16 protein-coding genes are annotated in these 18,558 nt (G+C 69.8%); 7 read left to right on the top strand and 9 right to left on the bottom strand.

Annotated features, from left to right (window positions below):
• Positions 1-6: 6 nt before the first annotated feature.
• From AC2IPW_RS09260 to AC2IPW_RS09250, 3 genes are all read right to left on the bottom strand, one after another.
• Complete coding sequence (locus tag AC2IPW_RS09260) at positions 7-471, bottom strand: ATP-binding protein (protein ID WP_486376740.1); 465 nt, start codon at positions 469-471, stop codon at positions 7-9.
• Between the two features lie 107 nt (positions 472-578).
• Positions 579-1,082, bottom strand: coding sequence for an HPP family protein (locus tag AC2IPW_RS09255; protein ID WP_486376739.1), 504 nt, complete (start codon positions 1,080-1,082; stop codon positions 579-581).
• 20 nt (positions 1,083-1,102) lie between these two features.
• Positions 1,103-2,002: an alpha/beta fold hydrolase gene (locus AC2IPW_RS09250; protein ID WP_486376738.1), complete on the bottom strand. Its 900-nt coding sequence runs from the start codon at positions 2,000-2,002 to the stop codon at positions 1,103-1,105.
• Positions 2,003-2,096: 94 nt separating this feature from the next.
• Here AC2IPW_RS09250 and AC2IPW_RS09245 point away from each other — a divergent pair, with 94 nt between their 5' ends.
• Positions 2,097-2,666 carry a TetR/AcrR family transcriptional regulator gene (locus tag AC2IPW_RS09245; protein ID WP_486376737.1) on the top strand — a complete coding sequence of 190 codons (570 nt, stop codon included), beginning with the start codon at positions 2,097-2,099 and terminating at the stop codon, positions 2,664-2,666.
• Here the strand turns inward: AC2IPW_RS09245 and glgP are convergent, their stop codons facing one another.
• Positions 2,667-5,246, bottom strand: a complete 2,580-nt coding sequence (gene glgP, locus AC2IPW_RS09240) for an alpha-glucan family phosphorylase (RefSeq protein WP_486376736.1) — start codon at positions 5,244-5,246, stop codon at positions 2,667-2,669. It abuts the gene before it with no gap.
• 347 nt (positions 5,247-5,593) lie between these two features.
• Between glgP and AC2IPW_RS09235 the strand changes: the two genes are divergently transcribed.
• The 3 genes from AC2IPW_RS09235 to AC2IPW_RS09225 are packed head-to-tail and all read left to right on the top strand — an operon-like array spanning position 5,594 to position 11,278.
• Positions 5,594-7,612 carry an alpha-1,4-glucan--maltose-1-phosphate maltosyltransferase gene (locus tag AC2IPW_RS09235; RefSeq protein ID WP_003938806.1) on the top strand — a complete coding sequence of 673 codons (2,019 nt, stop codon included), beginning with the start codon at positions 5,594-5,596 and terminating at the stop codon, positions 7,610-7,612.
• Complete coding sequence (gene glgB / locus AC2IPW_RS09230; RefSeq protein ID WP_054374499.1) at positions 7,609-9,807, top strand: 1,4-alpha-glucan branching protein GlgB; 2,199 nt, start codon at positions 7,609-7,611, stop codon at positions 9,805-9,807. Before AC2IPW_RS09235 ends, glgB begins: the two co-directional genes overlap by 4 nt.
• A gap of 31 nt (positions 9,808-9,838) precedes the next feature.
• Complete coding sequence (locus tag AC2IPW_RS09225; protein ID WP_486376735.1) at positions 9,839-11,278, top strand: neutral zinc metallopeptidase; 1,440 nt, start codon at positions 9,839-9,841, stop codon at positions 11,276-11,278.
• Positions 11,279-11,383: 105 nt separating this feature from the next.
• Here AC2IPW_RS09225 and AC2IPW_RS09220 read toward each other — a convergent pair whose 3' ends face one another.
• The 3 genes from AC2IPW_RS09220 to AC2IPW_RS09210 all read right to left on the bottom strand — a co-directional run bounded on the left by AC2IPW_RS09220 (position 11,384) and on the right by AC2IPW_RS09210 (position 14,032).
• Complete coding sequence (locus AC2IPW_RS09220) at positions 11,384-12,277, bottom strand: tetratricopeptide repeat protein (protein WP_486376987.1); 894 nt, start codon at positions 12,275-12,277, stop codon at positions 11,384-11,386.
• 96 nt (positions 12,278-12,373) lie between these two features.
• Positions 12,374-12,745: a DUF3817 domain-containing protein gene (locus AC2IPW_RS09215; RefSeq protein WP_416063290.1), complete on the bottom strand. Its 372-nt coding sequence runs from the start codon at positions 12,743-12,745 to the stop codon at positions 12,374-12,376.
• A gap of 96 nt (positions 12,746-12,841) precedes the next feature.
• Positions 12,842-14,032 carry an acetyl-CoA C-acetyltransferase gene (locus AC2IPW_RS09210; RefSeq protein ID WP_486376734.1) on the bottom strand — a complete coding sequence of 397 codons (1,191 nt, stop codon included), beginning with the start codon at positions 14,030-14,032 and terminating at the stop codon, positions 12,842-12,844.
• Between the two features lie 105 nt (positions 14,033-14,137).
• Here AC2IPW_RS09210 and mce point away from each other — a divergent pair, with 105 nt between their 5' ends.
• Entirely contained in the window at positions 14,138-14,620 is a 483-nt protein-coding gene (mce, locus tag AC2IPW_RS09205; protein ID WP_054375345.1) for a methylmalonyl-CoA epimerase, read from the top strand.
• Positions 14,621-14,727: 107 nt separating this feature from the next.
• Positions 14,728-15,819 carry a coiled-coil domain-containing protein gene (locus AC2IPW_RS09200; protein ID WP_371383393.1) on the top strand — a complete coding sequence of 364 codons (1,092 nt, stop codon included), beginning with the start codon at positions 14,728-14,730 and terminating at the stop codon, positions 15,817-15,819.
• 53 nt (positions 15,820-15,872) lie between these two features.
• On the opposite strand, the gene AC2IPW_RS09195 is transcribed toward AC2IPW_RS09200, so the two are convergent.
• Positions 15,873-16,193: an ATP/GTP-binding protein gene (locus AC2IPW_RS09195; RefSeq protein ID WP_486376733.1), complete on the bottom strand. Its 321-nt coding sequence runs from the start codon at positions 16,191-16,193 to the stop codon at positions 15,873-15,875.
• 1 nt (position 16,194) lies between these two features.
• On the bottom strand, positions 16,195-16,869 hold the full coding sequence (gene nucS / locus AC2IPW_RS09190) for an endonuclease NucS (protein WP_054375343.1): 675 nt from the start codon (positions 16,867-16,869) through the stop codon (positions 16,195-16,197).
• A 43-nt stretch (positions 16,870-16,912) separates the two neighbouring features.
• Here nucS and AC2IPW_RS09185 point away from each other — a divergent pair, with 43 nt between their 5' ends.
• Positions 16,913-18,457, top strand: a complete 1,545-nt coding sequence (locus AC2IPW_RS09185) for an adenylate/guanylate cyclase domain-containing protein (RefSeq protein ID WP_486376732.1) — start codon at positions 16,913-16,915, stop codon at positions 18,455-18,457.
• Positions 18,458-18,558 lie beyond the last annotated feature (101 nt).

Genomic DNA, 18,558 nt, shown 5'->3' with positions numbered 1-18,558 from the left:
TCACTGTCACGGTGCCGCGACGAGCGCGGGACAACCCGACACGTCCCACTTCATCGTGACCGAGGTGCCGTCGGGGACGGAGACGACATCAGTGTGCGACGTCAGAGTCCGGATCAGCGCGAGCCCGCGGCCCCGGCAGCTGTCGCCGGACGCGTCGTCCGGGGTACGCCATCGGCCGTGGTCGGTGACGATCACCTCGACGGAGCACTCGTCGGGTCGGTACACGGCCTCCAGGTCGACCGCACCGAGGCGATCTCCATGCCCGTCGGAGTAGGCGTGCTCGACGACGTTGGCCAGCGCTTCGTAGCTTGCCAGCAGCACGTCCTGGCCTACTTCCGCTCCGAGACGGAGGCGGCCGAGCCAGCGGTCCAGAGCCTGACGCAGCATCGTCACCTGGCCCGGCTCGGCGCGGACCCCGCGGTAGAACAACCCGGTCGATGTGAACGCTGGCGAGCCTTCTCGCGAGTACATCCTCCTCCTCGGATCTCCGATACACCCAGTCGGGCGCAACGGGTGTATACCCACCGCCGTGCGGTGCTATGCCTCGACGTGCGCACAGCGCCGGGCGCCCGTCCGGGTCAGCCGGCCTGGGCGACCCGCACCGGATAGACGAATCCGGGCAGCACCCGCCCGGCGACGGTCGCGACGACGACGACGAGAAGCGCCGGCACCAGCGTGGTTCCCACGTAGCCGATTCCCGGGTCCGTGAGCCCGATCGCCCCGGCGCACACGGCGGCGGGCACATGCGGTGCCCGCAGCAGCGCCATGGCGACGACCGCGAGTCCCGCCGCGACGGCGGCACCTGCCTGCGACGGACCGGTGACGGCCGCGACGACGAGTGCCGCGGCCGCGGCCGCGGGATAGGCCCGCACGATCGCTCCGGGCCGGGCGGCCGGGGTGCCGGGTGCGAGGGCGATGAGGGCTGCCGAGGCGACATACGGCAGCCCGAACACCGCCCAGTGTGCGAGGTTCTCGAGGGCGGCGAGCGCGCCGGCCGAGCCGAGCGCGACGGCCCCCGGGGCGAGGGCGGCCGCCAGGGCACGGCGGGACCGGTCCGGCGCCTCGCCGAGAAGCGGTGGCATCCGATTCCACTCCTTCGGTCTCAGAGGGTGTGGCCGGTCAGTGTGCGGCCGGTCAGGGTGCGGCTCAGGAATCCCCGGACGAGGTCCGCGATCTCCGGCCCGTGGGTCTCCAGGGCGAAGTGCCCTGCGTCGAGCAGGTGAATCTCCGCCTCGGGGAGGTCGCGGCCGAATGCTTCCGCACCGGCGGGACCGAAGATCTCGTCACCACGGCCCCACGCCACCAGGGTCGGCGGCTGCCAGGTGCGGAAGTACTCCTGGAACGCCGGGTACGCGTCCAGGTTGAACTGGTAGTCCCAGAACAACTGGAGTTGGATCTCCTTGTTGCCCGGCCGATCGAGGCCCAGCTGGTCGAGCAGCCAGGCTTCCGGCGCGATCCGGTCGAGCCGGTCCTCAGGGACGCCGTGGGCGTACTGCCACCGGGTGGCCTCGGGCTCGAGGAGGGCACGGACGGCGGGTTCGTGGGCGGCGCGGTCCTGCGCGTGGGCGAAGAGAACCTCCCAGAACGGGGTGAACCCCTCGCGGTAGGCATTGCCGCTCTGACTGATCAGCGCGGTGACACGCTCGGGATTCGCGGCCGCGATCCGCAGGCCGATCGGGGCGCCGTAGTCGTGGAGGTAGAGGGCGAAGCGCGTGAGCCCGATCCGGTCGAGTAGCGCGGCGGTGATCTGCGCGAGGCGGTCGAAACTGTAGTCGAACTCGTCGACGGCGGGCATCGCCGATCGGCCGAATCCGATGTGATCGGGAGCGACGAGGTGGTACGTGTCGGCGAGGTCGGCGATCAGGTTCCGGAACATGTGCGAGCTGGACGGGAAGCCGTGCAACAGAACGAGAGCCGGCGCACCCGGGTCTCCGGCCTCGCGATAGGCGACGGCGAGCCCGTCGATGGTCTCGGTGCGGTGTCGGACAACAGAAGCGGACATGGAGTCCTCCTCGGATCAGCTGGAGAACGGTCGTTCTCCGTTACAGGGTGTAGCGTAGAGAACGATGGTTCTCGATGCAAGAGGGAGGGCTCCGATGGACGCGGACACCGCGCAGACCCGGCTGCTCGATGCCGCCGAGGAACTGTTCAACGAGCACGGCATCCAGGCCGTCGGCATGGACACGATCCGGTCCCGCTCCGGAGTGTCGCTCAAGCGTCTCTATCAGCTCTACCCCGCCAAGGACCGGCTCGTGGAGGCCGTGCTGACCCGGCGCGATCACACCGTGCTCACGGATCTGCGCCGGTATGTCGACGCCCGTACCGATCCGCGCGAACGGGTCCTCGCGGTGTTCGACTTTCTCGAGGAATGGTTCGCCTGCAGCGACTTCCGCGGCTGCACGTTCATCAACACGTTCGGCGAACTCGGCGGAATCTCCAGCGAGGTCGCCGAGATCGCCCGCACGCACAAGGACGCATTCCGGCGCTACCTGCGCGGACTCGTGGCGGACGCGGGCAGTCCGCCGGAACTGGGCGACCAGCTGGCGATCCTGGCCAACGGGGCGATGGCAACGGCGGCGATCTCCGGTTCTCCCGCCGTCGCCCGGCAGGCCCGCGATGCCGCGTGCGTCCTGCTCGACGCGAGCGGCCGCGGGCCCGCGGGCTAGCTAGGCGAGCACGACCTTGCCGAGTTCGGCGTCCGACGCGAGCAGCTCGTGATGCGGCAGCGCCCGCACCGTGTAGCCGACCGACCCCGCCATCGGCAACGCGCCCTCGACCTCGAAGACCTCGCCGAGCGGGTCCGTACCGGTGTGCCGCATCGGCACCGTCACCACGTCGGACAGGGTGTCGTCGGGCCCGACCCGGCCGACGACGGCCTGCACGACTACGTCGTCGGCGCGCAGACCGCCGAGGTACACGTGAGCCGTCAGGGCGAGCTTGGACCCGATTTCCGGGATGTCCGGCAGTCCGGCGCTGTCGACCTGGGCCACCCGCACGGCCGGCCATGCGGCCTCGACGCGGCGCCGGTAGTGGGCGAGCTGCCGCGCCCCCGCGAACCCGTGGGCGACCGCCTCCCGTGCGGCGGCGGCGGCCGGCGCGTAGTACTGCACGGTGTAGTCCCGGACCATGCGGGAAGCGAGCACCTTCGGACCGAGGTTCTGGAGCGTGTGCCGCACCATCTCGATCCATCGCGTGGGCACCCCGCTGCCGTCCCGGTCGTAGAACCGCGGCAGGACCGACCGCTCGAGCAACTCGTACAGGGCACTGGCCTCGAGATCGTCCCGGCGATGTTCGTCCATCACCCCGTCGGCGGTGGGAATGGCCCACCCGTTCTCGCCGTCGTACATCTCGTCCCACCAGCCGTCGCGGATGGAGAGGTTGAGCCCGCCGTTGAGGGCCGACTTCATCCCGGACGTCCCGCATGCCTCGAGCGGGCGCAGCGGATTGTTCAGCCACACGTCGCAGCCCCAGTAGAGGTACCGGGCCATGGACATGTCGTAGTCCGGCAGGAAGACGATGCGGTGCCGCACGTCGGCGGCATCGGCGAACCGCACCACCTGCTGGATCAGTGCCTTCCCGCCGTCGTCGGCCGGGTGACTCTTGCCGGCGACGACGAGCTGCACGGGGCGTTCCTCGTCGAGCAGCAGGGCACGCAGTCGTTCCGGGTCGCGCAGCATCAGGGTGAGCCGCTTGTAGGTCGGCACCCGGCGCGCGAAACCGACGGTGAGGACGTGCGGGTCGAACACCCCGTCCACCCACCCGAGTTCCGCCTCGGTGGCGCCGCGCTGGAGCCAGGACCGGCGCAGCCGCCGGCGGATCTCCTCCACCAGCTGCGCGCGCAACGTGTTGCGGGTGGCCCACAGCTCGCGCGGTTCGACCGTCTGCAGCAGTTCCCAGCCCTTGGCCTCCTCCACCCGGTCGGGACCGGCGAGGCGGTTGGCGAACTCGAGCCACTCACGGGCGGCCCAGGTGTGCGCGTGCACGCCGTTGGTCACCGACCCGATCGGGACTTCGCGGGCGTCGAAGCCGGGCCACAGCTCGACGAACATCTCGCGGCTGACCCGGCCGTGCAGCTTCGACACGCCGTTGCAGCGCTGGCCGAGCCGCAGACCGAGATGAGCCATGTTGAACACCCGGGAATCCGATTCCCGGCCGAGGGCGAGGATGCGGTCCACCCCCAGGCCCGGCAGCAGTGCCGACTCGTTCTCGCCGTTCGGGCCGGAGAAGTAGTGCCGGACGAGGTCCGCAGGGAACCGGTCGATGCCTGCGGGAACCGGGGTGTGCGTGGTGAAGACGGTGCCGGCGCGGACGGCGGCGAGCGCCTCGTCGAAGTCCAGACCGGCGCCCGTGACCAGTTCGCGGATGCGTTCGGCGCCCAGGAACCCGGCGTGTCCCTCGTTCATGTGGAACACCTCGGGATCGGGCAGTCCCGCGATGCGCGTGTAGGCCCGGACGGCGCGCACGCCGCCGACCCCGGCCAGGATCTCCTGCTTGATGCGATGGTCCTGGTCGCCGCCGTAGAGACGGTCGGTGACCCCGCGCAGCTCCTCGTCGTTCTCCGCGATGTCCGAGTCGAGCAGCAGCAGCGGGACGCGACCGACCTGGGCGATCCACACTCTGGCGGTGAGGGTGCGATGGCCGGGCATGGCGACCTGGATCAGCGCGGGGGTGCCGTCCGCCTCGGTCAGCAGCCGCAACGGCAGTCCCTGCGGGTCGTAGTTCGGGTAGTGCTCGCTCTGCCATCCGTCGGCGGTCAGGGACTGCCGGAAGTAGCCGGAACGGTAGAGCAGGCCGACACCGATGAGCGGCAGCCCGAGGTCCGAGGCCGCCTTGAGGTGGTCACCGGCCAGGATGCCGAGTCCGCCGGAGTAGTTCGGCAGGACCTCGGACACGCCGAACTCCATGGAGAAGTAGGCGATGCCGGACGGCAGCCGGACGCCCTCGTTCTGTTCGTGCTGGTACCAGCGCGGTCTCGCGAGATAGTCGTCGAGATCGGCCGACTCGGCGTCGAGCCGCGCGAGGAACTCCTCGTCCGCGGCGAGCGCGTCGAGGCGGGCCGGCGGCACCTCGCCGAGCATCCGCACCGGGTCCTGCTCGACGCGGCGCCACAGGCCGGGATCGATCGAGGCGAACAGGTCCTGCGTGGGCGTGTGCCACGACCAGCGCAGGTTGACGGCGAGCGGGCCCAGTCCGGCCAGCCGCTGGGGAAGGTGGGCTCGTACGGTGAACCGACGCAAGGCTCTCACCCCGGGAAGACTACCGACAATCCGCCGTATGCGAAGACCGGCAAATACGGCAGGTGTCCGCCGGCCGGGCCGGGTGTTCGGAGGACAGGCCGGGGGCGTTTCCGCACCGCGTCTCGACGGGGCGGTTCGTGCCACCGGGTGATCCCGACGAACGTGCCGACGTTCCTTTCGTTTAGTCACGTCGACCCCGGGTAACAGCTGTGTCGGAACTCCGGCGACACAGCACGTCGCACGAGGGGACGGCGGTGCGCCCCTCCACTACGGTTGGAGACGGGCCGCGTCCGACGGGCTCGTCAGCAGTCCGTGCGAGGAAACGGAGCCAGCGTGACAGACGGAACGGAGCGAGCGTGACAGGTCGAATCGGCATCGACGATGTCCGTCCCGACATCTCGGGAGGGCGACATCCGGTGAAGGCCGTTGTCGGGGAGGTGCTTCCCGTGTCGGCGGTCGTGTGGCGAGAGGGCCACGACGCCGTCGCCGCCACCCTGGCCGTGCGCGGCCCGGGCTCGGACCCGGAGAGCGAGGGAAAGCTGATCCGGATCCCGATGGTTCCCGGTGAGGCACCCGACACCTTCCACGCCGTGTTCACCCCCACCAGTCCGGGACTGTGGACCTACCGCGTCGAGGCCTGGAGCGACCCGGTGACCACGTGGCGGCACGCGGTGGACGCGAAGGTCGACGCCGGGCAGGGCCCGGAAGACCTGGCGAACGACATCGAGACCGGCGCCCGGTTGTTCGAGAAGGCCGCCAGGACCGCGCCGCGTCCCAATCGGCCGGCCCTGCTCGCCGTCGCCGCGGCGCTGCGTTCGGAGCGGCCGCTGTCCGACCGGATCGCGCCCGCGTTCGCCGCGGACATCACCGAGATCCTGCGGGCCAATCCCCTACGTGAGCTGGTCACCCGCGGGAAGGCGTACACCGCCGTGGTCGACCGGGAACGGGCCCTGTTCGGTTCCTGGTACGAGTTCTTTCCCCGCTCGACGGGCGGCTGGAACGAGGACGGCACACCCCGGCACGGTACCTTCGCCACCGCCGCGGCGGAGCTGCCGCGGGTCGCCGCGATGGGATTCGACGTGGTGTACCTGCCGCCCATCCATCCCATCGGCAAGATCAATCGGAAGGGGCCGAACAACACCCTCACCGCCGGCCCCGACGACGTGGGCTCGCCCTGGGCCATCGGTTCCGACGAGGGCGGCCACGACGCGATCCATCCCCAGCTCGGCACGGAGGACGACTTCCGCGCCTTCGTCGCACGTGCGCGCGAACTGGATCTCGAAGTCGCCCTCGACCTGGCGCTGCAGTGCGCCCCGGACCACCCGTGGGCGAAGGAGCATCCGGAGTGGTTCACGGTCCTGCCGGACGGCACGATCGCCTACGCGGAGAACCCGCCCAAGAAGTACCAGGACATCTATCCGGTCAACTTCGACAACGATCCGGACGGCATCTATGCCGAGGTACTGCGCGTGGTGCGGCACTGGATCAGCCTCGGCGTCAAGATCTTCCGCGTCGACAACCCGCACACCAAACCACCGAACTTCTGGGAGTGGCTGATCGCCGAGGTCAAGCGCACCGACCCCGACGTACTGTTCCTGTCCGAGGCCTTCACCCGGCCCGCCCGCATGTACGGGCTCGCCCGGCGCGGGTTCACGCAGTCCTACACGTACTTCACGTGGCGCGTCGCCAAGTGGGAGCTGACCGAGTTCGGTCAGGAGATCGCGGCGAAGGCGGACGAGGCGCGGCCGAACCTGTTCGTCAACACCCCCGACATCCTGCACGAGACGCTGCAGCACGGCGGCCCCGGAATGTTCGCGCTGCGCGCGGCACTGGCCGCCACGCTCGCCCCGTCGTGGGGGGTGTACTCCGGTTACGAACTCTACGAGCACGTCCCGCTGCGACCTGGCAGCGAGGAGTATCTGGACTCGGAGAAGTACCAGCTGCGTCCGCGACGGTTCGACGAGGCCCGCCGCCGCGGGGAGTCGCTCGAGCCGTGGATAGCGACGCTCAACCGCATCCGGCGGGCCCACCCGGCACTGCAGCAGCTGCGCAACATCCACTTCCACCACATCGACAACGACGCCCTGATCGCGTACTCGAAATTCGATCCCCGGACCGGGGATTCGGTTCTCACCGTGATCAACCTCAACCCTTTCGGGGCCGAGCAGGGCACCATCTGGCTGGACATGCCGGCGCTCGGTCACGAATGGCACGACCAGCTCACGGTGTTCGACGAGGTGTCCGGCGCGCAGTACTCGTGGGGTCAGGCCAATTTCGTCCGGCTCGAACCCTGGCGCGCGGTCGCGCACATTCTGGCGTTGCCGCCGATCGGGGTGCCGACGCGAACCACCCTCGCCTACAGGAGGAACTCGTGACCGTGCCCCCGATTCGACGCCACTCCCCCAGCCCGCACGACCTGGCCCGGCTGGCGGCCGGCGAGCACCACGATCCGCACTCGGTGCTCGGCGCCCATCCACATCCCGAAGGCACGATCATCCGGGCTCTGCGTCCGCACGCGGAGAAGGTGGCAGTGCGCATCGGTGGCATCGATCATCCGCTCGAGCCCCTCGGTCACGACCTCTTCAGCGCACTCGTCCCGGTGCACGACCTGTCGGACTACCGGCTCGTGGTGACCTACCCGTTCGAGCACACCGTCGTCGTCGCGGACCCGTACCGCTTCCTGCCCACACTCGGGGAGCTGGACCTGCACTTGTTCGCCGAGGGCCGGCACGAGCGGCTGTGGGAGATCCTCGGGGCGCATCAGCGTGCGTACGAGACCCCGGACGGCCCGGTCCGGGGCACGTCGTTCGCGGTGTGGGCGCCCGGCGCGCGCGGCGTCACGGTCGTCGGCGACTTCGACGGCTGGGGCGGCCGGCTCGCGCCGATGCGGGTCCTCGGTTCCAGCGGCGTGTGGGAACTGTTCCTGCCCGACGTGGAGCCGGGTGCGCTGTACAAGTTCCGGATCCACGGCCGCGACGGTTCCGTCCAGGACAAGGCCGACCCGATGGCGTTCGCCACCGAGGTACCACCGGCGACGGCCTCGGTGGTCAACGAGAGCAGCTACGAGTGGAGCGACGACGCGTGGCTCGCCGCCCGGGCCGACTCGCGCCCGTGGCAGGAGCCGATGAGCGTCTACGAGGTGCACCTCGGCTCGTGGCGTCCCGGTCTCGGATACCGGGAGCTGGCCGACCAACTCGCCGACTACGTCGCGGAGGCTGGTTTCACCCATGTCGAGCTGCTGCCAGTCGCCGAGCACCCCTTCGGCGGCTCGTGGGGCTACCAGGTCACCTCGTACTACGCACCCACGGCGCGGTTCGGCACGCCCGACGAGTTCCGTGCGTTCGTCGACCGGCTGCACGCCGCCGGCATCGGCGTGCTCGTGGACTGGGTGCCCGCGCATTTCCCGAAGGACGAGTGGGCGCTGGCCCGGTTCGACGGCAGCGCCCTCTACGAACATCCGGACCCGCGCCGCGGCGAACAGCTGGACTGGGGCACGTACGTGTTCGACTTCGGGCGCCGGGAGGTGCGAAACTTCCTCGTCGCCAACGCGCTGTACTGGATCGACGAGTTCCACATCGACGGTCTGCGTGTCGACGCCGTCGCCTCGATGCTCTACCTCGACTATTCGCGGCCCGAGGGCGGCTGGACACCCAACGTGTACGGCGGGCGGGAGAATCTCGAAGCGGTGGCGTTCCTGCAGGAGATGAACGCGACCGTGCACAAGCTCCACCCCGGTGTCGTCACGATCGCCGAGGAGTCCACGGCCTGGCCCGGCGTGACCCGGCCGACCCATGCGGGCGGTCTCGGCTTCTCCATGAAATGGAACATGGGGTGGATGCACGACACGCTCGGGTACATCGGCCGGGACCCTGTGCATCGCACGTACCACCATCACGAGATCACCTTCTCCCTGGTGTACGCGTGGAGTGAGAACTTCGTCCTGCCCATCAGCCACGACGAGGTCGTGCACGGCAAGGGCACGCTCTGGACCCGGATGCCGGGCGGCGACCGCGAGCAGGCCGCCGGTCTGCGCGGACTGCTCGCGTACATGTGGGCCCACCCCGGCAAGCAGCTGCTGTTCATGGGACAGGAGTTCGGCCAGACTGCGGAGTGGTCCGAGGAGCGGGGCCTGGACTGGTGGCAGCTCGACGATCCGCACAACGGACCGCTGCACCAGGGCGTCCACCGGCTCGTGGCCGACCTCAACCGGATCTATCGGGAGCATCCCGCACTCTGGACGCTGGACACCTCGCCGAGCGGGTACTCGTGGATCGACGCCAACGACTCGGCCAACAATGTGCTGAGCTTCCTGCGGCACGGAAGCGACGGTTCGGTCGTCGCGTGTCTGTTCAACTTCTCCGGATCGACCCATTCGGACTATCGTGTCGGATTACCCGAAACAGGACAGTGGTCGGAGATCCTCAACACGGATTCGACGGCTTACCAGGGCAACGGCATCGGCAACCTCGGTTCCGTGACGGCCACGGCACGCTCCTGGCACGGGCGCCCGGCGTCGGCGGAGGTGACGCTGCCTGCTTACGGTGCGATCTGGCTGACGCTGCAGCGGTGACCGCCGTCCTCGGACGACAGGAGAAGACCAGGTGACTCGGACGCGGCTGCCGTTCCGCCTCGCGGTACCGGCGCTGGCCGTGATGGTGCTCGCCGGATGTGCCGCTCGCATCGAGGGCACCGCCATGTCCATCTACGACAACCCGTTCTCCGTGGCCGGCCTGCCGGTGTCCTCGGGCCCCAGCGGTCCGCGGCCCGGCGCCACGGACGCGCAGGTGACGATCGAGAACTCGGACGGCGGGGACGTCGACGTGCTCGCCGGCAATGCCGTCGCCGACATCGAGGCCTACTGGGAAGAAGAGTTCCCCCGCATCGCCCGAGGAGGGTTCGAGCCCGTCGGCACGATCGTCTCGTGGGATCCCGACGAGCGCGGCCCGAAGTTCTGCGGGGAATCCACCTTCGAATTCGTCAACGCCGCATACTGCAACCGCGACGACGTCATCGGCTGGGACCGCACCTACCTGATGCCGCAGCTCATCGAGACGTTCGGTCCCATGGCGGCCGTGACAGTGCTCGCCCACGAGTACGGCCACGCCGTGCAGTTCAAGGCCGGGACGGTCGCCGAGGACGATCCGGGCATCGTGTTCGAACAACAGGCGGACTGCTTCGCGGGCGCATTCATGCGGCACGTCGCCGCCGGCAACTCGGAGCACTTCCGGCTCAACACCTCGGACGGGCTGAACTCGGTGCTGGCGTCGATGGTGTCCTTCCGCGACAGCGACCCCAACGACCCGGGCGCGATCCACGGGTCGGCATTCGAACGCGTCACCGCGTTCCAGATCGGCTTCACCGACGGTGCGGGATCGTGCACCCGCATCGACGCCGGCGAGATCGAGTCCCGGCGTGCCGATCTGCCGCAGTTCTTCGACAGTTCCGACGACGGCGAGCTTCCGGTGACCGAGGAATCGGTGGAGGCGCTGATGGCGTCGTTCCGCCGGGTGTTCGATCTGCCGCAGCAGCCGGAACTGGACCTGTCCGGGGCCGACCTCGGCTGTCCGGACGCGAAGCCCACGTCGCCCGTGTCGTACTGTCCCGCCACGAACACCATCGGCGTCGACGTCGAGGAATTGGCGGACCGCGGCACCCCGTTGCACACCGGCGCCGGGGGCATCACGACCGACGTGCGGGGCGACTACGCCGCGTACGTCCTGCTCGCCTCGCGCTACGCGCTGGCAGTGCAGAACGCCGCCGGTCAGTCGCTCGTCGAGCCACGCACGGCGCTGCGGGCGGCCTGCCTCGCCGGTGTGATCAGCGCCGAACTGAGCCCCGACAGCACCGGCTCGCAACCGGCCGAGGACATGGTGTGGCTGTCGCCGGGAGACCTGGACGAGGCCGTCTCCGGTCTGCTGGCCGACGGTCTCGCCGCCAGCGATGTCAACGGCAACACCGTCCCGAGCGGATTCTCCCGGGTCGACGCGTTCCGCACCGGAGTCCTCGGCGGGGAGGCCGCCTGCTCAGGGCGCTACCACTGATCCGCCACCGCTGAAGAACGCCCCCGCTGAAAGAACGCCACCGCTGAAAGAACTCAGTGCGGTGGACGATCCGGAAAACGGACCGCCCACCGCACAGGGGACGCCTCAGTACAGTGCCGACGCCAGCTTGCGCCGCGCCGCGACGACGAACGGCTCCGCCGGGTCGAACAGCTCGAACAGTTCGAGCAGCCGCGCACGGGCGGCGTTCCTCTCGTCACCCGCACTGCGGGTCACGAACCCGATCAGCCGCGCAAACGCGGCCTCGGGCTGCTGCGCGAACAGTTCGGCGTCGGCCGCAGCGAGCTGCGACTCGAGATCGGCCGGGGCGGCGTCCGCCCGGGCGATCGCGTCGGCCGGCACCGACTGCGCGCGGGCGAGGAACCGGACCTGCCGCAACGCGGCCAGAGCGTCGGCATTGGCGGGCTCGGAGTTGAGGATCAGCTCGTACGCCGCTTCGGCACCGGCCAGGTCCCCCGCTTCGAGGGCCTGCTCGGCGGCGACGAATCGCGGATCCTCCGCCGGTTCCTCCGCGGCGTCGGCACCGGGCGGACCGGACAGCTTGCCGGCGACCGCGTCCTGGATGGCGTCGAGCCATTGCCGGAGCTGCGGTTCGGGCTGGACGCCCTGGAAGTCGGCGAGGGGTTGTCCCGCGGCGATCGCGACGACGGTCGGCACGGACTGCACGCCGAACGCCTGAGCGATCCGCGGGTTGGCGTCCACGTCGACCTTCGCGAGAACCCAGTTGCCGCCGCCCTCGTGCGCCAGCTTCTCGAGAACCGGTGAGAGCTGCTTGCACGGGCCGCACCAGGTGGCCCACAGGTCCACGATGACCGGGACCTGCATCGAGCGCTGCAGCACCTCGGCCTCGAACGTGGCCTCGGTGACGTCGACGACGGGCGCGAGGCCGGTCGCGGTGCCGGCGCCGGAGTCGGACGGCGGCGGAGATGGGGGTGCGGTGGCCCGCTCTTTGAGGGGCGCGAGATCCACCGCGCCGGACATTGCCGCGGCGGTCGCGGCGGAACGTGCTGACGGACGGGAACCTGGTCGAGTCACGGTGTCCAGTCTGTCACGTTCCGCGCGACAGGTGACAGCAGGTCAGGCGAGTGCGGGCGCGTCGGCCGGACGCGTTTGCGCGGACAACTCCGCGAGACGCCCGGTACGCACGGCCCACCACTCGAAGACGATCGTGCCGAACGGCGGGATGGACGAGATCAGAGCCAAGCCCGTGGTGACCAGGTTCCACTTCAGCGCCCGTGCGGTGAGGAGAGCAACGAGGACGAAAGCGACGAACACGCCGCCGTGCAGCGGCCCGAAGATCTTCACGCCGATCTCGTTGCCGTTCTCCGGCAGGTACTTGAACGCCATACCGACGAGCAGGCCGGCCCAGGTGAAGGCCTCGAGAATTGCGACGAAGCGGAACCGCTTGGCCGGGGTGCTGAGATCGAAGAAGTTCGCCATGTACACCATTGTGCCGATCGACTACGACGACCTGTCGTCGCTGTGAGAGACGTCACGGCCCCGACGCGCTGCGCCGAGGCCGTGACAGGAGTAGTGAGTAGCGGTTTACGCCTTGGGGACGCGGACGATGAGGGCGTCGCCCTGCCCGCCGCCGCCGCACAGGGCCGCGGCCCCGACCCCGCCGCCGCGGCGGGCCAGCTCGAGGGCCAGGTGCAGCACGATCCGCGCCCCGGACATCCCCAGCGGGTGCCCCAGCGCGATCGCCCCGCCGTTGACGTTGACCCGCTCCGGGTCCAGGCCCAGCTCGCGGGTCGAGGCGATCCCCACCGCGGCGAACGCCTCGTTGATCTCCACCAGGTCCAGATCCTTCGGGTCGATGCCCTCCCGCTCACAGGCCTTCGCGATCGCCCGCGCCGGCTGCGACTGCAGCGTCGAGTCCGGACCGGCGACCACCCCGTGCGCGCCGATCTCGGCCAGCCAGGACAGCCCGAGTTCCTCGGCCTTGGCCTTGGACATCACCACCACCGCCGCCGCGCCGTCGGAGATCTGCGAGGCCGACCCGGCGGTGACGGTGCCGTCCGGGGCGAACGCCGGACGCAGCTTCGCCAGGGACTCGGCGGTGGTGTCCGGGCGGATGCCCTCGTCGGCGGCGACGACGAGCGGGTCGCCCTTGCGCTGCGGGATCGACACCGGCACCACCTCGGCGTCGAACAGCCCGTCCTTGTGCGCGCGGGCCGCCCGCTGGTGGCTGGCGGCGGCGAAGGCGTCCTGCTCGGCGCGCGAGACCGCCGCCGCGCCGGTGTTGGCGGACTCGGTCAGGGCGCCCATGGCCTGGTCGGTGAAGATGTCGTGCAGCCCGTCGAAGGCCAGGTGGTCGCGCAGGGTGACATCGCCGTACTTGAACCCGGCGCGGGACTTTTCGAGCAGGTGCGGGGCCTGGCTCATCGATTCCTGGCCGCCGGCGACGACGACGTCGAACTCGCCCGCGCGGATGAGCTGGTCGGCCATCGCGATCGCGTCGATGCCCGACAGGCACACCTTGTTGATGGTCAGGGCGGGGACGTCCATCGGGATGCCGGCGGCGACGGCGGCCTGCCGGGCCGGGATCTGCCCGGCGCCGGCGGTGAGCACCTGCCCCATGATCACGTACTCGACCTGCTCGGGGGCGACCCCGGCCTTGGCCAGGGCCCCGGCGATGGCGACCCCGCCGAGGTCCGAGCCGGAGAAGTCCTTCAAGGCGCCCTGCAGACGCCCCATCGGGGTCCGGGCTCCGGCAACGATGACAGAACTGGTCACGAGGGTTCCTCCGGTGGTGGGGTCACGGCTCCTGCGCGGGGCTGCGGGCGGACGAGCCCCATCCCGACGCATACTGATCTAACGTTAGCGCTAACGTCTTTGTTCATGACTGAGACGTCCCCCACTTCGACTCCGCTTGCGGCTCTGAGCTCCGGGCTCGTGACCGCCATCGATCACGTCGGCATCGCGGTCCCCGACCTCGACGCCGCTCTCACCTGGTACGCCGAGAACCTCGGACTCGTCTCGACCCATGAGGAGGTCAACGAGGAGCAGGGCGTGCGCGAGGCGATGCTGTCGGTTCCCGGCTCGCCGGCGGGCGCGACCGCGATCCAGCTGCTCGCCCCGCTGAACGAGAACTCGACGATCGCGAAGTTCATCGACCGCAGCGGCCCCGGCCTGCAGCAGCTCGCCTACCGCGTCAGCGACATCGATGCCGTGTCCACCGAGCTCCGCGCTCGGGGCGTGCGCCTGCTCTACGACGCCCCGCGACGTGGCACCGCCGATTCGCGCATCAACTTCCTCCACCCCAAGGACGCCGGCGGCGTACTGGTCGAACTCGTCGAACCGGCCGCACACGGATCGCACTGACAACCCGCGTCTCGCCCGGCCGACCCACCCGGTTTGCGCTGCCGCAGCATTAGCACAACGACGCGGCACGCGCAGCTCCGGCTGCCGCGAGCAGGTAGATTGGCGCCATGGTTTTCGATCGCGATCGCACCCCCAGCCACCTGCCCTTCTCCATCGTGCGCAAGGGTTTCGACCGCGACGAGGTGACCAACTACTTCGCCAGATTCGAAGCCGAGCTGCGCGTGACCGCGACGGACCGGGATGCGGCCGCCGCCCAGGCTCGCGACCTGGCGAGACAGCTGGAGAACGCTCGCAACGAGATCGACGAGTTGCGCAAGGATGTCGATCGTCTCTCGGTGCCGCCCACCACGGCCGAGGGTATGAGCGACCGAATCTCCCGCATGCTGCGCCTCGCCTCCGACGAAGCGTCCGAGCTGCGGGCCCGGGCCGAGGCCGATGCCGCCGAGATGATCTCCCTGGCCGAACAGGAGGGCATCCGGTTGCGCGGGGACTACGAGGCGATGATCGCCGAGCTCGCCGAGCGGCGTAAGGCGTTCGAAGCCGAGCATGCCCGGACGATGTCCGAGGCGCGTGCCCATGCCGCCCGGATCATTGCGGCCGCCGAAGCCGAGCGCGATCGTCTCGCGGCGGAGGCGGAGGCCAAGCGGGACCAGGTTCAGCAGGATTTCGAGATCGCCATGAGCGAGCGCCGCAGCAAGGTCCTCGGCGCTCTCGACGAACTCGAACGATCCAGCAAGGCCGAGGCCGAACAGCGTCTCGAGATCGCCTCACGCGAGGCGGCGCGCCGGCTCGAGATCGCCACCGAACAGTCCGAACGGAAGGTCGCCAACGCTCGCGATCTGACCGAGGAGCTGCGGGTGCTGCGTGGCCGCATCCTCAGCCAGCTGGACGGGGTGCGCGGTCAGCTCGAGGCGGTGCCGTCGATGCTGGCGGCTGTGACGCGCGAGGGTGAGCTGCTCGACCGCGACCGGGACACATCCACCACCGACGGCGACACCGAGGCGACCACGGAGATCGCCACCGAAGAATCCGAGAAGGAACCGGCCACCAAGGAACTACCGGCGGGCGGCACGTCCGAGGACAGCGGCCGGAAGAGCGGCGCGGGCGAGCAGGAGAAGCGAACCGGCAACGAAGCACAAGCACCTGCAACCGACCGGCTCGGCCGGTCACCCGCGGTGGCCAGCAAGGTCCGCAACTGAGTCGCCGTCAGGACCACGACTGAGTCGCCGTCAGGACCAACGACGGCGAGCCGTCAGGACCAACGACGGGTCGGGCCGCGGGTCCCGCGGCCGGCCCAGCAGCCGTTGTGCCAGTGCCGGCGTTCGTCTGCTCCCCCTATGTCGTCGGTGGGCCAGGCGACCACATGCGGCGTTCCCGGCGCGATCTCGTGATCGCATCCGGGGCACCGGTAGGCCTTCGTGGCTCGCGAGCCAGGGACAGTGCGCACGGTGTAGCGCTCGGATTCCGCACCCGACGGGCCCGATTCGGTACGGGACGTCGCCCCGGAGAACGTCGACGTGCCGGTCTCGGGCCGGCGCCTGCGCTGTGATCGGGGGGTGTTGCGGCGAGGCATCTCAGAACAGCCGGAACTCGTTGCTCTCGGTGCCGCGCAGCGCCTCGTAGTCGAGTACGAGGCAGCGGATGCCGCGGTCGGTCGCCAGGGTCTTGGCCTGCGGCTTGATCTGTTGTGCCGCGAAGACTCCGCTGACCGGGGCGAGCAGCGGGTCCCGGTTGAGCAGCTCGAGGTAGCGCGTGAGCTGTTCGACGCCGTCGATCTCGCCGCGTCGCTTGATCTCGACGGCTACCGTGCCGCCGTCCGCGTCCCGGCACAGCAGATCCACCGGGCCGATGGCCGTCGGGTACTCACGCCGGACGAGGGTGTAGCCGCGCCCGAGGGTTTCGACGTGCTCGGCCAGCAGTTCCTGCAGGTGCGCCTCCACCCCGTCCTTGATCAGGCCGGGATCCACGCCCAGTTCGTGGCTGGAATCGTGCTCGATCTCCTCGATGGTGATGCGCAGTTGCTCACCCGCCTTGTTCGTCACCACCCACAGAGCGTGCGCCTCCTCCGCAGACTCCTCGACCAGCCGACACGGCGGACTCATCCAGTTCAGGGGCTTGTAGGCGCGGTCGTCGGCATGCACACTGACCGATCCGTCGGCTTTGACCAGGAGCAGCCGACGCGCCATCGGCAGGTGTGCCGTCAGACGTCCGATGTAGTCGACTCGACAGCGGGCAATCACAAGGCGCACGTTGCCACCCTAGAGGATCGCCCCGGACTACTCTCGAACGACCATGCCTCGCACTCGCCGCATCTCGCCACTCGGCTCGCCGCTGCTCGGCGCACCCGCGGAATCCGTCCAGCGCCAACGGGTTCGCGTGCAGACGTTGCTCACCCTGCTGTTGCTCGGCACGAACATCGCGGGAGCCGCGATCACGGCGGTGCTGATCAATGTCGTCATCCCGGGTCCCTCGGTGCTGCGCCCGGAGTTCGTCGTCGTCACCGGTGTCGTCGCGCCGGTCTACGTCGTGGGGGCGATCGTCCTGGGAACGATCGTCGGGACGCGGCGTGGGCTCGCGCAACTGCGCTGGATCCTCGAGGACCGGGATCCCACACCGGAGGAACGTCGCGCCACCATGCGGTTGCCGATGCGGCTCACCGCCCAGCAGGGCGCGTTCTGGGTCCTGGGGCTGGTGCTGTTCGCGACCGCCTTCGGGGTGCTCGATCCGCGCACCATCCCGAAGGTCGCATTCACCATCGCTCTCGCGGGACTGACGGTGTGCGGTTTCGTCTTCCTCTTCAGCGAGTTCGCACTGCGGCCGATCGCGGCCCGGGCCCTCGAGGCCGGCGCGACCCCGCGGCGCCGCCTCACCGGTACCAGCGGACGCATCATGGTGGCGTGGGTGCTGGGCAGCGCCGTTCCCGTCATCGGATTGATGCTCGTCGCGGTCTTCAGCTTCGTCCGTCCCGTGTCGCCCGTACGCTTCGCGGTGACAATCCTGACGATCGGCGGACTGGCGTTGGTGCTGGGATCGCTGCTCATGTTCCTCACCGCCCGGAGGAGCGTCGCGCCGATCGAGTCCGTGCGGGCCGGCATGGCCCGTATCGAGCGGGGTGACCTCGATGCGGAGGTCGTCGTCTACGACGGGACGGAACTCGGAGAGCTGCAGGCCGGATTCAATCGCATGGTCGACGGCCTGCGCGAGCGCGAGCGGATCCGCGATGTCTTCGGTCGGCACGTCGGTCAGGACGTCGCCCGGGCGGCGCTGGCGTCGTCACCGCGCCTCGGCGGCGAAGAACGTGATGTCGCGGTGCTGTTCATCGACATCATCGGTTCGACGGCGATGGCGGCGGATCGTCCGCCGACCGAGGTCGTACAGTTGCTCAACCGCTTCTTCGAGGTCGTAGTCGAGGAGGTCCACCGGGCCGGGGGCTTCGTCAACAAGTTCGAGGGCGACGCGGCCCTGGCAATCTTCGGTGCACCGGTGGCAATGGACGATCCCGCAGGCAACGCCCTCGCGGCAGCCCGGACGATGGCACGGCGACTGCGCACCGACGTCCCCGAGTGCGAGGCCGGTATCGGGGTCGCAGCCGGACTCGCGGTGGCCGGAAACGTAGGGGCTCACGAGAGATTCGAGTACACGGTCATCGGTGACCCGGTGAACGAGGCTGCGCGACTCTCGGATCTGGCCAAGACGATCCCCGGCCACGTCGTCGCCTCGTCCCGGGCGGTTCGGGCGGCCGCCGAACACGAGCGCACGAGGTGGTCGCCGCAAGGCGAAGTGACCTTGCGCGGACGGTCGGAAGTCACCCGCCTCGCGGTGCCGGCGGCGGAGTGATACCGCCGGCACCGACAGGGTCGGTCGAGTAGGGTCCGTCGAGACAACGGACAGACCCGGAAATGCCGGAAGCCCCCCGACAGTGTCGGGGGGCTTCCGGT

This window comes from Rhodococcus sp. NS-SX18 (assembly GCF_057367935.1).
This window is presented reverse-complemented; position numbering and strand designations above follow the sequence as displayed.